This window comes from Phyllobacterium phragmitis (assembly GCF_002980495.1).
Taxonomy (GTDB): domain Bacteria; phylum Pseudomonadota; class Alphaproteobacteria; order Rhizobiales; family Rhizobiaceae; genus Paramesorhizobium; species Paramesorhizobium phragmitis.
On sequence record NZ_PVBR01000012.1, the window covers coordinates 20,010 to 33,976 of the forward strand.

Here is a 13,967-nt window from a genome sequence, read left to right on the forward strand (position 1 = left end):
CGTCATTCGGCGGCCTCCGCGGTCCCTGCCCCGCCCTCGGGCTGATCGCTGGCGGGGTCCTCATCACGCACGCCGAGATAGTCGAACATCGACGGCATGGCCATCTTGGCTTCCATGGCCTTGCAATGCGCCACGCCGTCGAGGAAATAGCCGGAATTAAGTTCGATCCCGACGCCGCGCCGCCCGAACTTCAGCGCGCGGTAAGGCACCGTCATCAGCCCGCCGAAGGGATCGAGCACCAGGTCTCCCGGATTGGAGAGTTGGTTTATCGGCCTGTCGACAATGTCGAACTGCAGCGGGCAGAGGTGCATTTCCTTGCCCTTGGCATGCTGCGCGCCATTGAGCGTCAGCATGCGGGTGACATCCGACCAGACATCATCATGATTGCTGTGCGGCGGCATCAGCATGAAGGTCGGCGGCAGCGCGCCGCGCATCTCCAGCCCCTCCGCCAACATGACATGATGCTCGAAATCATAGATCGACTGGAGATTATAGGCCTTCCAGATCTTGAACACCCGGCCAGCCGGGATGCCCTGTATCTCCTGTGCAGTCAGGAGCCGCTCGCCGGAAGACCGCGCAAAGGCATGCGCATCGATCTGCCACCTGGCGCGGGAATAGCCGGCCTCGTTCTTCCACTGTCCCTTGTCGTGGTCAAGAATCGGCTCATCGCCCCCGATCGGATAGCCGTCCTCGTCCAACGCCGGCTCGTCACCCAGGAGCGCTGGCGCCAGCCACTCCTTCTTCGCCTTGACCACAGGCACATCTGCATAGGAGCGTGATTTATCCGTCTGGGGCTTGCGGAACAGCAGCATATATTCCGGGGTGCCGCACCCCATCTTGGTCGCATCCTTGCACTGCTCTGTCCAACCGAGCCGGTAGGTCTGATTGTTCTCGCGCACCACGTCCGTGATGATGGTCTTCATGCCCATGAAGGCGAAACCGTGCTTGCGGAAATGCTGGATGGTGTCGCAATGAAAGGTCGAGAGCGTCTGGAAGCCGAGCCCGGTAAGCCCGCCCGGGATCACGCGATCCTTGACATGGATGCAGGCCCACCGGCCGGGCTGCAGCACGCGCAGGAGCTGCGGCGTGAGGAAGTCCATCTGCGCCCAGAAATGCGGATCGTCATCGGTATGCCCGAAATCATTATAGGACGGCGTATATTCATACTGCGTCGAGAACGGGATCGAGGTGACGATCAGCCCGACGGAGTTCTCCTCCATCCCGTGCGTTTCGATGACATTGTCATTGTTGATGCAGGTGAAATTGTCGCCCCGCACCTCGATCCGCTCGACACCGATCGAGCGTTCCAGCGCCTTGGCCATGGCATGTTCGTTCAGCCGGTACTTGCGGATGATTTCGCTCATTTTCTCCACCAGATGCTCGTGTTTCTTCCACTTGGCGACGAGCTTCCGGCGCACTTCCCGCTCGTTTTCGGTGAAGATGATGTGTATCTCGACCGGCTTGTCCTGCAGGAATCTCAGGATGCGATGGATCGCCTGAATGAAGTCGTTGAACTTGAAGCCGATGCCGAGAAAGATTGCCTTGTGGCAGTGCCGCTGGAAATTGCAGCCGGAACCGGCGATGACGGGTTTAGCGGCCAGATGCTGGAATTCGCCCTCGGAAAACTCGATGATCGTCGCTTCGCGGTGAGCGAGGTCCTGCGCGCCATAGACGGATCGCACGCCGCACACCGCCACCTCGATCGCGCGCCGCTCATCTTCGAGATCATGCCAGAGAATGAAGTGATCATCCGGCGAGGCCGTCAGAATCTCTTTCATCTTGTCGACGCGAAGCTTAAGGCTGTCGCGTTTCTCGCGGGCGGCATCGACGACACCCAGCGCGGCATCGCGGAAAAGCGTATGCTGGCCGCTGCGCTCGATCTCCCTGCCCCGAATGTCGGACTTGACCTCGTGCCAGTGGACCTGCATCGGCGGCAGGTCATAACCCTCATCAGAGAAGCCGAGATCGGAAGGCTTTTGCAGGAAGATCGCCCAGGAGGAAACCCAGAGCCAGAATTCATCCTCCTTATGGGGATGCAGCACCAGCTGGTCGGCCTTTTCCGAATTGCGCTTGAAGAAGCGCGTCTTGGCCTCGCCGACATCCATGATGCCGAGATAGGCGGCATAGGCGAGAAGCTCGATATAATCGTTCGGGCTCGGCGTAGCGGTCGCCACGAATTTGTAACGGACATTCTGGAAGAGGCGCATGAACTCGCGGAAGATCTTCGTCCCGCCGAAGCCGCGCAGGCATGAAGCCTCGTCGAGCGATGTGGCGAGGAAGAGTGCGGGATCGATCTTCCCGTCGCGCACCGTCTCGTAATTGGTGATGAAGATACGGCATTCGGGATCAGCCGCGTTCGCGGCCACGGCCTCTTCCCACGATCGGATGAAGGTCAGCTTGGTTCCAAGCGTCGCGGCATCCCGCATAAATTCCTGCCGCACGCCGAGCGGCGCGACGATCAACCCGAAGCCGGCTTCAGCGGATGCCGCAAACACCGCCTCGATGACGCAGCGCACCGTCTCCAGCTGCATATTGGTCTTGCCCAGACCGAACGCCGCAAAGATCGCGCGGCACCCGCCATTGACGGCCCATCTGACGATGGCGTCCTGGTGCGGCTTCAAAAGCGCATTGACCGAAACCCCATCCAGCAGGAGCCCGGCCGGTTTCGCCACCGGAGCCTTCGCCTCGAGGAATTGTTGATAGGCCCGCAGCGTCATGGCATCACCGCCATCACGAAAGCGATCCAGCATGCTCCGATGACGCATCCGATGCTGGCAGCAGCGGCGATGCAGACAGGGCGCGAAAGTTCACGGTCGAGCCAGGGCTGTTTCATGGCTGCCACCCGATCATCGCCCGGACATGCGCCAAGCCTTCGGCGCTCATCCGGTAGCCGAACCCATACAAATTGATGATCTCGATGCAGGACGGGAGCTTCTTGCGTGCGTGACAGACGAGGACGGCGATCTGTTTGTTCTCGATATGCTGGTTCCAGCGCGTGACGGCGCCGATCAAAGCCTCGAAACTCCAGTTCCGGCCATTGGCAAGACATGCCACCACAATCGCCTGCTGCGGCGTCAGGCCGAACGCATCCCTCAGCCTCAACTCATAGCCTTCGGGCGGCAGGAGCGTATCGAGGACATATTCGAGCTCCTCGATCCGGCGCGCCATCGCGTCCGGGCTCGCCCTGTCGATATCGAACTTGCGGGCAATCGCCGTCATGTGCGCGGCCTCCGCTCGGTGCGCAGATGCGCCGCGCAATAAGGCTTGCGCTTCGGGTTTTCGGCGCGTTCGCAACCGCACACCGGCATCAAAGGCCCGGCTGCGCTGAATGGATCGGCGGCGAAGAACAGGCAGCGATTTTCCTGCAACGCCCGCTCGAACGACATCGGCACGACGATGATGTCGCGCGCATCCGTGATCTCGGGAACCACTGCGCCGGCATTGGCAACCGGCTCAGTCGGTGCCTCGGGCCTGACAGCACCAGGCGCACGCAATGACGATTGCGCACCCTTCTGCTTTCGGCTCGGGCTGCCCGTCGGGCGGCTCGCAAATATATCCGGATGCCGATGCACCTTGCCCAGCACGGCGCTGCGCGAGATCGACAAAAGCGAGGCAATCTGCGCGGCGCTGTCGCCACGCCGCCAGTAGCGCTGCAATTCGGCCATTACCTGCGGGGTCCAAAGGCTTGCCATGGCTCAGCCCTCCACCACGCGGATATGCGCTTCCGGCGATCGAGCAGCGGCGAGCAGCTTGCGCAGATCCGAAAGGCTGCGTTCAACATCGTTCGCCACGCGGTCCATCTGCTGGGCCTCGGCAGGCGTCAGCTTGCCATCGGCGAACGCCTTTGCCCCGGCGCTCATCAGCTCGCCCGCCTGGCGCACCGTCTCGGCATAGCGCGCCAGAATGGTGCCCGTGCTCTTCTGCGCCTCATCCGGGTCTGCAAGCCGCCGCCCGTTCAGTTCCGCCATGACGGCGGTGACGATCGGCACGCCGCATTCGGCTTCGAGCAGCAACACGGCGTTCAATGGAATGAGATCGGTATCCTGCGTGTTGTTCCAGCGCCCGACCTGGCTTTTCGAAATCGAGGTGATTTCCGCAACGCGCTCGATCTGGCCCGCCAGTTTGATCAGGTCGCGCTGCGCGGCTTTGAGCCGGTAGAACCATGCGTCTGAAATCTGCGTCATGGGGGCATCCTCGAAAAAAGGCAAAGCTTTCCCGTCACGGGAAAAGCCGTTGAATTTTCCCGTTAAGGGAAAGGGTTTTTGCTGTCAGAGTGCGTGGGTCAGATGATTATGGAGGGCCACATGAAGCCCGATTGCTTAAGCGCTCGAAGGCCAGATGGAACCTTCGGAACAAAGGAGAGAAAACCCGATGCCAATACGGAACACGGATACGAAGCTTGTGCACGAACGGACGCAACACGCCCTTTTCGCCAAGGCCCTCGAACAGCTTGCCATAGCGTTTGTTGGAAAGGATCGGCGCCGCGTTCCACTTCTCAAGGACGTTTTCGTGCGTGCCATCGCGAGAGCAGAGATGCGCCCAGACACGACGGGCGCACAGACGAGCGCGGTCGATTTCGATTTCCTCAAGGAGCGCAGCATCCCCGAGGCGACCACCGCTCTGATGAAAGTGTTCGAGAAGATCGAACGCGGCGTCGGCAGATGATTGGAAAAACAACACATCGTCGAAACTCTCCGCCCATTCAGCACGCCTTTCCCGGCTCGCGACAAGTCGCTGTCCAAGAAGCAGCAACCGACGCCTGCGCACACGATCCAGATCACGGCGCGAATGGCCGTGGCAGAATGCGCAAGCTGCATCATCGAAGCGGCGCAGAAGCGAACCCATTTAGCCTGCCCTCCCCTTGCCAAAGAGCACGCGCCGCGCTTCCTGCTCGACCAGGCGGGCAAACAGCGCAGTCGGGCTTTCGCCGCGAAAGGCGCAGAGCAGTTGGAAAAGCTTCTTCGCCGTGGCGAGGCGTCGCGTTGCACGGCTATCGGATGGCTGACGCAGGGTCAGGCTGTCGGAGCTGCGGACGGCGTTCATTCGGCTGCCTCCTTTGGCACACAGACAACCGGACGGTGAACACCTTTCGGCCATTCCATACCGTCGGGCCAATTGACAGAGAACCAAAGCATTGCGTTCTCGAAAGTCGTGGTGGTGACGTCGGCCTGACCGGCGGCGATGCGATCGAGTGTCGAGCCACGGTTCAGCACGATCGTCGAAACCCTTGAACGCGAAAGCCCTGCGGCTTCGCGGTAACAATCGGAGACACGGACAAGATGAGAGCGCATGTTCATGAAACGGAAAATGAGGAAATCTTTCCACACTGTCAACCGAAAAGTTTCCACGTTCCGCAAATTGATATTGCGGATTATATTCCGCACATGATGGAAACGTTTCAGGACCGCGTTCGCCCAAGAATGCAAGAGCTGGGATTGAACCCTACCAGTCTGGCGACCAAGGCGGGTCTGGACCGGGGTACGGTCCATAAGCTGCTGGCCAATGACCAACAATTGCCGCACCCCAAAACGCTCATGAAGCTTGCCAGGGCACTTGAGGTCAGCGAACAATGGCTGTTGACAGGAGATGCCGCACCAGAGGACCCCGTGTCGCCAACGACACCGCCTTCTAATTCGTCGCTGCGCGGAGATACAAAAGCCGCAGGTGTGACGCCGCCCAACATGCGTCTCCTTCCCAACGATGTGCCTGTTCTCGGCACTGCGGCTGGCTCGCACCACGCCGGCTCATTTATTATGGAGGGAATTATCGACTACGTTCGCCGTCCACCTGCACTGGTAGGTGCGAGAAATGTTTATGCGGTCTTTATTGAAGGCACATCGATGGAGCCTGAACACAATCCGGGCGACCTTCGATTCATTCACCCCGATCGGCCGGCCCGCGTCGGCGATTCGGTCATTATCCAGACGAGCAAGGGCGCCATGGAGAATGTGGAGGGGACCATCGGCAGGCTTGCCAAGCGCACAGCAACGACAATTACACTGCAAAAACTAAATCCGCCCGCATTGATCGAATTTGAGATCGCGACGATCTTTGCCATGCATAAAGTACTGACAATGAACGAACTTTTTGGCATGTAGCGAAAAGATAAAGACCCGGCTGAAGCCGGGTCCATGAGCCGCGAAGCAGTCGCATCTATTTTAGCAACCCGTTGGCCTTAGCCGATCGACGAACCTGCATACAATGAGCAGTCTTGGCCGACCCCTTCATTTCATTGAGTTCATATTCCTGACCGCTAATCATCAAATTCATCGTCGGAGCAAAACCCGTGTCACCGGCATCGACATGTTTTTCGATGTAAGCTTCGATTGCAGACTGGTTGAAAGCAAGGTCGCAGAACTTCTCTGAAGCGATGATAGTACCAAGCTCATTGGCGACCTTCATGCTTTTCAGGCTGTCACCCTTGGCCGACGATATGGAAAGAAGGCCTACAGCGAGGGCCGCCAGCGCTTTTGGCATCATATTCATTCAACGGTCTCCTCTATAAGGGTCTTTCTGCCACGAAAGAGAACTGCGAACAGCCCAAGGATCACCGCTCCCGCTACCCAAACGAACAACAGAAAGCCACCGCCGATCGCTGCTCCTATTGCCCTTCCGGCCGCCTCTGCATCGCTTGCCACCGGCCCTGTCGCCGCGCTCTGAACGCCGGCGAACAGCCCAAATGCCATGAAAATGTTAAAACCCAAGAACAACAGCAGGAAGAGCCAGCCGAGAAAGCCCCTCTTCCTGATTTCTTTGCGTATGATTTTTGCCATTTTTGCCCCCAAATAAAATCACCCAATGCAATCGCAAATTGCCCGAGGGAAGCACGGCAATCAAGGCAAAATTTGCCGCGCGATCAGCGCTCTGGTAGGCAGAGATACATCAATATGGAAATCTTTCCTCATTTTATGATTGACGCGGAATTGTTTCCACATTAGCTTTTCTCCATCGCCATTCCCGATGGAGCCACACCGTGAACATCCAACACACACCACAGCAATTCTCGCCGGCCGCTCAGCGCGCCCACCAGTCGGTGGAAGCAGGGCGCGCTTTCGCCACCAGCTACCGCAACGCCGCCTTCGCCCGCGCCGACAATCCACGTGGGCCGGACGAGAAGCCGCACCGCCGCGCCATAGAAATGGCCACGGTGATGCAGGATATCGCCGCTTCTCGAGGCGCCGCGACATTCCGCGATATGATCAGCGCCGGCTTCACAACCGCAGAGATCATCGAATTCGGCGGCCAGGCGCAGAACCTTGCCGCCGAATGGAAATCGGAAAGCCGCAGCGGTGCATTCGACTGCATCGAGGAAATGGCGATCAAGGTTCGCCAGCCTCTCCCGAACCGCCCGCCCATGACCGAGAACTACATGACCTCGCCGGGATTCTTCCTGGCATGGGGAAAATATTGCGCCGGGCGCGCCGCACTTCTCCTCGATCCATGGGCGGCCCAGCGCGAGCGCTGCCTCTGCCTGCTGCAGGAATTTCTCAATACGCTGCCGCTCCTGCCGGCTGAACGCGCCCGCCTCGTGCAGGCGGCGGATAGCACGCTGCCGAAGATCCAGGTGCGCAATTCGAGGGCAGTCCTATGACCGCCTTCGTACCGGCCTTTCGCCCCGACGGCACGGTCTTGAACCTTGCCGAACCACAGACCTCCGACATCGTCTGGCCGGAGATCGCCAACAGCCTTTCCAAAATCGCCCGCTTCAACGGGCGCTATTCGTGCCCGGCCTATGTCGTGGCGCAACACTGCGTCATGGGCGCCGACGCAATCTTCAACGAGACCGGCGACGCGATCGCGGCAGGCTATTTCCTGCTCCACGATGCGCGCGAGGTGTTCATCGGCGACATGATCCGCCCCATGCAACGGCTGCTCTCGCTGCATCTCGACACCTATCTGGAGCCCGAGCTTTCTGTGCGGCTGTGCATCGACAGGATCGGGTGGAAGATAGACGCCGCCATCTTCAAGGCCGCTCGCCTGCCCCATCTCACAACGATGCCCGATTATCAGCACGTAGTCGACGCGATGGATGACCGGATGCTGCGCGCCGAAACGATCGCCTTCTTCGGGCAACACGCGGCGGAACATGTGCCAGCCGCCGATCTTCCGGCACCGAAGCTTACCGGCGCGCTGAAGCCATGGGGCCCGATGAAGGCGGAGGAAGCCTGGCTTGCCCGCCTCTCCCGCTATCTCGGCATCGACGCGAGGGCCGGGGTCCCCGCCAGCGACCGCAGGGAGCTTAAGGGCGGGGCAAACAATGGGGGCTCGGCATGACCAAGCCGGAAACCGCACGCGCCACCCTGAAAAAGATAGAGGCCGGAGAGCCGCTGCGCCTTCTCATCGGCCGGTTTCCCGACATGTCGGAGATCGTGCTTGAAGCCAGCTACGCGGCGCGCCTCCGAGAGAAGATCGCTATGGAAATGGCGCTACTGGCGGACGGTGACGAACCGGGCCCGGGCGCTTCGCCCGCCGCCGCAATTGCCGAGGCCGAAACAGCCGAAAGCGGGCCGCAACCATCCCAAGCCGCGACTGAAAGGACCATCCGACCATGAAACGCATCCGAGACTCCCAGGCCATCATCGGCTCGCTTGAAGGCGGCGATGCCGTTGCCGCGCTGTCCAAGGAAATCCTCGACACCCTGCTGACGCTGAAAGAGCTTTCCGGCGATCGCCCAAAATCGAAAGTGAAGGGCAGCGTCACCCTGAAGCTGGACATCGTCGTCGAGGCGGGCACCGCCACGTTCGAGGTCGACATCAGCTCGAAACGGCCCAAGCCCGTTCGCGGCTCCTCCTTCTTCTGGGTGCTCGACGACGGCTCGCTTTCAACCGAGCACCCCGAGCAGATCAACATGTTCGCCGGCCTGCGCGACGCGGCCGACATGAGCCGTTAACCCCCAACTCACCCCCTAAAGGAGACCTGAATTGTCCGAGAACAACCCCGCCACCGAAGCCGCCATCGTCGCCGATCCCGCATTCAGCCTTTCGACCGCCGCCGAACTTGGCGCCAGGGCGAATGGCGCGGAGCTGGTCAATGTCGTGCGCACGGACGAACTGACCGGCCTGCCCGCAAGCGTGCCCGCACTGCTCATTCGCGGCGACAATCCGCATATCAGGAGCGTGGATGCGATACTGGAGGAGCACCGCCTCTTCCCCGCCCGCAAGTCCGGCATCGCCACGGCCCAGACGCTCGAATCGTTCATCGGGCTCACGAACCGTCACAAGATCGAAGACAGCGTCGTCTTCGCCAATACCGACTGGATCAAGCCCAGCCTGACGACCGTCATCGATTATCACGAGAACACGAGCGGCGGCAAAGCCGCTTTTGGCAAACACAGGGTCCACTATGCCTTCCCGCTTTCCGAGGAATGGAAGGCATGGGTCAAGCTCAACAGCGCCACGATGACCCAGGAGGATTTCGCGGTATTCCTTGAAGAGCATGTGTTCGAACTGTCGGCGCCCGAGGATGGCGAGAAGCTTCGCTACGAACGCGAATTCGCCACCACGATCGCCACGCCGGCCCAGCTCGTCGAACTCTCGCGCGGCCTGCAGGTCAACGTCGCCGCGAAGGTCAAGAACGCCTCGACGCTGCAGACCGGCGAAGGCCAGATCATCTGGGAAGAGGAGCATCAGGGTTCGGACGGCAAGCCGATCAAGGTGCCCGGCCTCTTCATCCTGTCCGTCGCCCCGTTCTTCATGGGCGAGAAGGTTCGCGTGCCGGTCCGCCTGCGCTATCGCGTGAAGAGCGGCTCGATCGTCTGGTTCTACCAGATCTTCCGGCCCGACCAGATCATCAACGAGCGGGTCCGCACCGACCTCTTCGATGTGAAGGACAAGACCAGCCTTCCCGCTTTCGAGGGCTCACCCGAGATGCTCGCATGACGGGCGCTCTTTTTCATCTGCCGCGGGAAGCTCTGCTTCCCGCCCTGGCCGCCGTGAATCGCGCCGTGGCGAAGCGCAACACGATCCCGCTTTTGTCCAATGTGCTGCTTTCGCATGACGACGGCGCGCTGACGATCACGGGCACCGACCTCGATGTCGAGATCAAAGCCCGTGTGGACGCGGAGGGCATCGCGCCCTTCCAGGCATTCACACTGCCGTCTGCGCTGCTTCACGACGCCATGCGCAAGCTGCCGGATGGCGCGGATATCAGCTTTACCGGCGATCCGAACGGCGCATCCATGACGATCGCGTCCGGCCGGGCGCGCTTCCGGCTGGCCATCCTGCCGGCATCCGACTTTCCGACGATCTCCGCCGGAGAGCTCTCCCATCGCTTTTCCCTGTCCGAAAGGACTTTTGCCGCGATCATCGCGACCACGGCTTTCGCGATCTCGACCGAGGAGACGCGTTATTATCTGAACGGCATCCATCTGCATCAGGATGGTGAGAAACTCGCCGCCGTCGCGACTGACGGGCACCGTCTGGCGCTCATGCGGCTATCACTGCCGGATGGCGGAGCGGGAATGCCACCCATCATCCTGCCAAGGCGGACGGTGTTACTGCTTGCAACGCTCCTGGGCGACAAGGAGGCGATCGACGTTGCCCTTTCAGACAACAAGATCCTGTTCAGCCTGCCAGGCGGCGTGACGATCACCAGCAAGCTGGTCGACGGCACCTATCCCGATTACCAGCGTGTCATCCCGCCCGCTAACGCCAATCGGTTCAAGGTCAGCATCGAGCCGCTGGCAAAGGCGCTCGATCGCGTCCTGACCCTTTCAAGCGACAACGGGCGCGCCTGCAGCTTCGACTTCGGCGACGACGCGCTCAACCTGATCGTCATCAATCCGGATCAGGGCGAGGCCAACGACCAGGTCGACATTGAACGCATCGAGGGCGAACCGGTCAAGATCGGCTTCAACAGCCGCTACTGCCTCGACATGCTCAATGCCGCGGGCGGCGCCGAACTGATCTTCGAACTCGGCGCCCCGGGCGATCCCTCACGGATCATCCCGGCCGGGCAGGCGGACGGCGCCGCCACCGAGACGATGTTCGTCCTGATGCCGATGCGGATCTAGGGACTTAGGAGAAAGCGCATGAAGCTTCCCATTCCGATGGGCCGATATGGCTCCGGCATTCATTTTATCCCATGGTCCTATTTTGGCGTCATGTTGAATGGACGCATGTATGTCCTGCGCAATAAGGGGCAATTTTGCTTCCGGCGCTGGGATAGCATCTGGCGCAAAACAGCAACGCCCGTCCGGTCGGCAGGGCGATAGCCATGGCAAGCACCTCCCGCACCACGACTTGGCTGCTCGATGAAAACGAAGCGCAACACGCACTTGAGCTTTGGGGCACCCGAAAATTCGATACCCACGACATCGCCCGCTTCCTGCGGGTTCCAGAGCACGCGGTTTGCCGGCTTATTCAGGCGACCCGCGATATCATGAGAGAACAGAAGGAGGCTGGCAAATGACATTTCCGATAATTAGTCCTATGGGCTGTTTTTCTGGTGGCTCCCATGACTGACGCCCACACAGCAACGATAACGGACGATGCGGCAAAGGCATACCAGCGCGCCGCAGAAGTCGCCAAGAAATTGCTGGAAGTCAGCGACGGCTATTCATGGGAGAGCGCTGACGGCATCTATCACACTATCATTGGTCTGATCGACACGCACCCTACCACCGCCCTTGCCAAGCTACCGGCAGAGCCGAGCGCGTGGCGACCGATAAAGTCGGCCCCAAGGGACGGAGATGAGTTCATAGGCCGATGCGAACCGGGTCGAGCAGAATTTTCATGCTTTTGGGATGGTGAGGCGTTCGCGCATTATGACCATGCGGACGGCCTGATTTACTATCCCGTCAAAGAGTGGCGACCGTTAGCCATAGCCACACCCCAAACACCCGCGCCGCAAGTGCCGCAGCACCCCGACGACATAGCCGTTGATCAGTTTGCCGCTGCGATGAAGGACAAGCTCGCCAGGAAGCGTGCAGAAGGTCGCGGCGGATGGGATGAGCCCAATCAGTGCTCGATAGCGTATCTCTCGCGGCTCCTAACTGAGCACGTCGAAAAGGGTGACCCTGTAGACGTTGGCAACCTCGCAATGATGATCCATCAGCGCGGCGCGTCCGTTGCGGATGAGCGCGAAAGGTATGCCGATAAGGTCAAATCGCGATCCGATGTAATTGTCACACCCCAAGCCACCGCGCCGCAATCGGACATGACGGCTTTCCAAGGCTCACATGATGCCGACAGCCGCCTCCAAGCCGCAGCTCGTGAGGCTGGTTGGGCGTTGTCCCAGCTCGTGGACGGGATTGATTGGGATAAGCGGGAGCAGGTCTCCGCCATCATCGGCAGGCTAGGCCTCGCGCTTCGCCAAGCCCCCGCGCCGCAAGCGCCGGAGCACCCCGACGACATTGCCGTTGATCGGTTTGCCGCAGCCATGATCGCAGCTAGCGCCCTTCTCTCCGAACTGCTGGCCAAGGTCGAGGCTCAGAAGGCCTATTGGAATGCAAAGCAGCGCGGCCTGCCATCCATCGAAGACTACACCGACGATGAAGGCGAGGTCTCTTTGCCAAGCGATATAGGCCCGCTCTTGGAGCAGGCATCGGCAAACGGGCGATACAGCGCCGCCGATTGGTGGCTATCAACCATCACCGCCGTCTTTGCCAAGCTACCGGCTGCGCAGGGCGTGATGCAGCCCACGCACCGCCACAAGAAGCGCGCCACCGAATATGTGCTGATCGGCATCGGCAGGATGCAGACAAGTCACTGGCGTGATCCGAGTACGCCAGCAGACAACTGTCCCCACGGGACCTCGATCAATATGCGCGAGGTCGCCATTTATCGCAGCGTTGACGACGGCTCGTTATGGGCGCGTCCGCGCGAAGAATTTGAGGACGGGCGCTTCAAACCTCTTCCCGCTGCCCTCGCCCTGCTCGAACGCATCGGAGGGCAAGATGGCTGACGGCACCCACATCGAATGGACGGACACCACCTGGAACCCGATCACGGGCTGCAGCGTCGTCTCCCCCGGCTGCACAAATTGCTATGCCATGCGGCTTGCAGGAACGCGCCTCAAGCATATCCCGAGCCGCGCCGGCCTGACCCGAGACACGAAGGCAGGCCCGGTCTGGACCGGCGAGGTTCGCTTCAACCCGCAATGGCTGCATCAGCCAAGCAAATGGAAGCGCCCTCGCCGCATCTTCGTTTGCGCCCATGGCGACCTCTTTGCCAAAAATGTCCCGGACCAGTGGATCCTCGATGTCTTGACCGAGATGGCGGTCAACGATCATCACGAATTTCAGGTGCTCACCAAGCGTCCGGAGAGGGCCTGCGAGGTCCTGTCACGGGAGGATCTTCTCCAGGACATATATGCCAACTGGTATGGCTTTTCCGGAAAGCCAAGGGAAGTCAATTCCTGGCCGCTCCACAACGTCTGGCTCGGCGTCTCGGCTGAAGATCAGGGCCGCTACGACGCTCGCCGGCGCTGGCTTGAGGAGACCCCGGCGAAAGTCAGGTTCTGGAGCCTCGAGCCATTGCTCGGTCTCATCGATCTCCAGTTCGGGCGAGTTAAACCCGATTGGGTCATCGTAGGAGGCGAGAGCGGCCCAGGTGCCCGGCCGATGCATCCGGATTGGGTGCGGTCGATTCGCGACCAGTGCGCCGCCGCCGACGTGCCCTTCTTCTTCAAGCAGTGGGGCTCGCATAAGCTGACGTCCGATTGCAACGGCCCTTACATGATCCCCGCATCGAAGAAAGACGCCGGACGCGCGCTCGACGGGCGAACCCATGACGATTTCCCGGACATGACACAAATACCCGCGCGGAGGGCAATTTGATGACAAAGCTATCGAAAGCGCAAATCCGAGTGCTTAACCTCCTCGCCGTCTACCCTGCTGGGCATGGTGTGTTGTTGATCGGGCCGAATGTCACGGTAGCCGCCAAGCTGGAAGCAAGAAAGCTCGTAGGGTCTCACGGAAGACACTACTACAGCATCCTCAACGCAGGCCGCGCAGCACTGGCAGAGGG

At 60.4% G+C, this 13,967-nt stretch carries 20 protein-coding genes; 11 read left to right on the top strand and 9 right to left on the bottom strand.

Annotated features, from left to right (window positions below):
* Positions 1-2 precede the first annotated feature (2 nt).
* The 7 genes from C5748_RS16220 to C5748_RS16250 form a co-directional block, all read right to left on the bottom strand.
* On the bottom strand, positions 3-2,750 hold the full coding sequence (locus tag C5748_RS16220) for a DNA methyltransferase (RefSeq protein ID WP_199194815.1): 2,748 nt from the start codon (positions 2,748-2,750) through the stop codon (positions 3-5).
* A 79-nt stretch (positions 2,751-2,829) separates the two neighbouring features.
* Positions 2,830-3,219: a helix-turn-helix domain-containing protein gene (locus tag C5748_RS16225; RefSeq protein ID WP_105742981.1), complete on the bottom strand. Its 390-nt coding sequence runs from the start codon at positions 3,217-3,219 to the stop codon at positions 2,830-2,832.
* The gene (locus C5748_RS16230; RefSeq protein ID WP_105742982.1) at positions 3,216-3,692 is read right to left on the bottom strand and encodes a GcrA family cell cycle regulator; all 477 of its coding nucleotides are present in this window, start codon (positions 3,690-3,692) and stop codon (positions 3,216-3,218) included. The genes C5748_RS16225 and C5748_RS16230 overlap by 4 nt, the downstream gene beginning before the upstream one ends.
* A 3-nt stretch (positions 3,693-3,695) precedes the next feature.
* Positions 3,696-4,184 carry a phage regulatory CII family protein gene (locus C5748_RS16235; RefSeq protein ID WP_105743110.1) on the bottom strand — a complete coding sequence of 163 codons (489 nt, stop codon included), beginning with the start codon at positions 4,182-4,184 and terminating at the stop codon, positions 3,696-3,698.
* 106 nt (positions 4,185-4,290) lie between these two features.
* Positions 4,291-4,845, bottom strand: a complete 555-nt coding sequence (locus C5748_RS27940) for a hypothetical protein (RefSeq protein ID WP_146119542.1) — start codon at positions 4,843-4,845, stop codon at positions 4,291-4,293.
* Complete coding sequence (locus tag C5748_RS16245) at positions 4,846-5,043, bottom strand: hypothetical protein (RefSeq protein WP_105742984.1); 198 nt, start codon at positions 5,041-5,043, stop codon at positions 4,846-4,848.
* Positions 5,040-5,297: a hypothetical protein gene (locus tag C5748_RS16250; protein WP_105743111.1), complete on the bottom strand. Its 258-nt coding sequence runs from the start codon at positions 5,295-5,297 to the stop codon at positions 5,040-5,042. Before C5748_RS16250 ends, C5748_RS16245 begins: the two co-directional genes overlap by 4 nt.
* Between C5748_RS16250 and C5748_RS16255 the strand changes: the two genes are divergently transcribed.
* Entirely contained in the window at positions 5,280-6,098 is an 819-nt protein-coding gene (locus C5748_RS16255) for an XRE family transcriptional regulator (protein ID WP_245581837.1), read from the top strand. The two genes, C5748_RS16250 and C5748_RS16255, sit on opposite strands and share 18 nt — an antisense overlap.
* 55 nt (positions 6,099-6,153) lie before the next feature.
* Here C5748_RS16255 and C5748_RS16260 read toward each other — a convergent pair whose 3' ends face one another.
* Positions 6,154-6,486, bottom strand: coding sequence for a signal recognition particle (locus C5748_RS16260; protein ID WP_105742986.1), 333 nt, complete (start codon positions 6,484-6,486; stop codon positions 6,154-6,156).
* Positions 6,483-6,773 (bottom strand): hypothetical protein, encoded by a 291-nt coding sequence (locus C5748_RS16265; RefSeq protein WP_105742987.1) that lies wholly within the window; start codon positions 6,771-6,773, stop codon positions 6,483-6,485. Before C5748_RS16265 ends, C5748_RS16260 begins: the two co-directional genes overlap by 4 nt.
* 200 nt (positions 6,774-6,973) lie before the next feature.
* On the opposite strand from C5748_RS16265, the gene C5748_RS16270 reads away from it, so the two are divergent.
* The 10 genes from C5748_RS16270 to C5748_RS16315 are packed head-to-tail and all read left to right on the top strand — an operon-like array spanning position 6,974 to position 13,777.
* On the top strand, positions 6,974-7,591 hold the full coding sequence (locus tag C5748_RS16270) for a hypothetical protein (protein ID WP_105742988.1): 618 nt from the start codon (positions 6,974-6,976) through the stop codon (positions 7,589-7,591).
* A complete protein-coding gene (locus C5748_RS16275; protein WP_105742989.1) occupies positions 7,588-8,274 on the top strand; it encodes a hypothetical protein in 687 nt (228 codons plus the stop codon). Before C5748_RS16270 ends, C5748_RS16275 begins: the two co-directional genes overlap by 4 nt.
* On the top strand, positions 8,271-8,552 hold the full coding sequence (locus tag C5748_RS16280; RefSeq protein ID WP_105742990.1) for a hypothetical protein: 282 nt from the start codon (positions 8,271-8,273) through the stop codon (positions 8,550-8,552). Before C5748_RS16275 ends, C5748_RS16280 begins: the two co-directional genes overlap by 4 nt.
* Positions 8,549-8,890 (top strand): hypothetical protein, encoded by a 342-nt coding sequence (locus tag C5748_RS16285; RefSeq protein WP_105742991.1) that lies wholly within the window; start codon positions 8,549-8,551, stop codon positions 8,888-8,890. The genes C5748_RS16280 and C5748_RS16285 overlap by 4 nt, the downstream gene beginning before the upstream one ends.
* Before the next feature lie 31 nt (positions 8,891-8,921).
* Positions 8,922-9,878 carry a DUF2303 family protein gene (locus C5748_RS16290; RefSeq protein ID WP_105742992.1) on the top strand — a complete coding sequence of 319 codons (957 nt, stop codon included), beginning with the start codon at positions 8,922-8,924 and terminating at the stop codon, positions 9,876-9,878.
* On the top strand, positions 9,875-11,011 hold the full coding sequence (dnaN, locus tag C5748_RS16295) for a DNA polymerase III subunit beta (RefSeq protein WP_105742993.1): 1,137 nt from the start codon (positions 9,875-9,877) through the stop codon (positions 11,009-11,011). Before C5748_RS16290 ends, dnaN begins: the two co-directional genes overlap by 4 nt.
* An 18-nt stretch (positions 11,012-11,029) precedes the next feature.
* Positions 11,030-11,212 (top strand): hypothetical protein, encoded by a 183-nt coding sequence (locus tag C5748_RS16300; RefSeq protein ID WP_105742994.1) that lies wholly within the window; start codon positions 11,030-11,032, stop codon positions 11,210-11,212.
* A gap of 2 nt (positions 11,213-11,214) precedes the next feature.
* The gene (locus C5748_RS16305) at positions 11,215-11,409 is read left to right on the top strand and encodes a hypothetical protein (RefSeq protein WP_105742995.1); all 195 of its coding nucleotides are present in this window, start codon (positions 11,215-11,217) and stop codon (positions 11,407-11,409) included.
* A 45-nt stretch (positions 11,410-11,454) separates the two neighbouring features.
* Complete coding sequence (locus C5748_RS16310) at positions 11,455-12,903, top strand: hypothetical protein (protein WP_105742996.1); 1,449 nt, start codon at positions 11,455-11,457, stop codon at positions 12,901-12,903.
* Entirely contained in the window at positions 12,896-13,777 is an 882-nt protein-coding gene (locus C5748_RS16315) for a phage Gp37/Gp68 family protein (RefSeq protein WP_105742997.1), read from the top strand. Before C5748_RS16310 ends, C5748_RS16315 begins: the two co-directional genes overlap by 8 nt.
* Positions 13,778-13,967 lie beyond the last annotated feature (190 nt).

What these genes read in the sequence shown, in the direction of transcription:
- C5748_RS16260 (WP_105742986.1), bottom strand. Translation starts at nt 6,486, where the DNA reads ATGAATATGATGCCAAAAGCGCTGGCGGCCCTCGCTGTAGGCCTTCTT.
- C5748_RS16305 (WP_105742995.1), top strand. Translation starts at nt 11,215, where the DNA reads ATGGCAAGCACCTCCCGCACCACGACTTGGCTGCTCGATGAAAACGAA.
- C5748_RS16250 (WP_105743111.1), bottom strand. Translation starts at nt 5,297, where the DNA reads ATGAACATGCGCTCTCATCTTGTCCGTGTCTCCGATTGTTACCGCGAA.
- C5748_RS16300 (WP_105742994.1), top strand. Translation starts at nt 11,030, where the DNA reads ATGAAGCTTCCCATTCCGATGGGCCGATATGGCTCCGGCATTCATTTT.
- C5748_RS16315 (WP_105742997.1), top strand. Translation starts at nt 12,896, where the DNA reads ATGGCTGACGGCACCCACATCGAATGGACGGACACCACCTGGAACCCG.
- C5748_RS16225 (WP_105742981.1), bottom strand. Translation starts at nt 3,219, where the DNA reads ATGACGGCGATTGCCCGCAAGTTCGATATCGACAGGGCGAGCCCGGAC.
- C5748_RS16285 (WP_105742991.1), top strand. Translation starts at nt 8,549, where the DNA reads ATGAAACGCATCCGAGACTCCCAGGCCATCATCGGCTCGCTTGAAGGC.
- dnaN (WP_105742993.1), top strand. Translation starts at nt 9,875, where the DNA reads ATGACGGGCGCTCTTTTTCATCTGCCGCGGGAAGCTCTGCTTCCCGCC.
- C5748_RS16245 (WP_105742984.1), bottom strand. Translation starts at nt 5,043, where the DNA reads ATGAACGCCGTCCGCAGCTCCGACAGCCTGACCCTGCGTCAGCCATCC.
- C5748_RS16280 (WP_105742990.1), top strand. Translation starts at nt 8,271, where the DNA reads ATGACCAAGCCGGAAACCGCACGCGCCACCCTGAAAAAGATAGAGGCC.
- C5748_RS16275 (WP_105742989.1), top strand. Translation starts at nt 7,588, where the DNA reads ATGACCGCCTTCGTACCGGCCTTTCGCCCCGACGGCACGGTCTTGAAC.
- C5748_RS16310 (WP_105742996.1), top strand. Translation starts at nt 11,455, where the DNA reads ATGACTGACGCCCACACAGCAACGATAACGGACGATGCGGCAAAGGCA.
- C5748_RS27940 (WP_146119542.1), bottom strand. Translation starts at nt 4,845, where the DNA reads ATGGGTTCGCTTCTGCGCCGCTTCGATGATGCAGCTTGCGCATTCTGC.
- C5748_RS16235 (WP_105743110.1), bottom strand. Translation starts at nt 4,184, where the DNA reads ATGACGCAGATTTCAGACGCATGGTTCTACCGGCTCAAAGCCGCGCAG.
- C5748_RS16255 (WP_245581837.1), top strand. Translation starts at nt 5,280, where the DNA reads ATGAGAGCGCATGTTCATGAAACGGAAAATGAGGAAATCTTTCCACAC.
- C5748_RS16230 (WP_105742982.1), bottom strand. Translation starts at nt 3,692, where the DNA reads ATGGCAAGCCTTTGGACCCCGCAGGTAATGGCCGAATTGCAGCGCTAC.
- C5748_RS16265 (WP_105742987.1), bottom strand. Translation starts at nt 6,773, where the DNA reads ATGGCAAAAATCATACGCAAAGAAATCAGGAAGAGGGGCTTTCTCGGC.
- C5748_RS16220 (WP_199194815.1), bottom strand. Translation starts at nt 2,750, where the DNA reads ATGCTGGATCGCTTTCGTGATGGCGGTGATGCCATGACGCTGCGGGCC.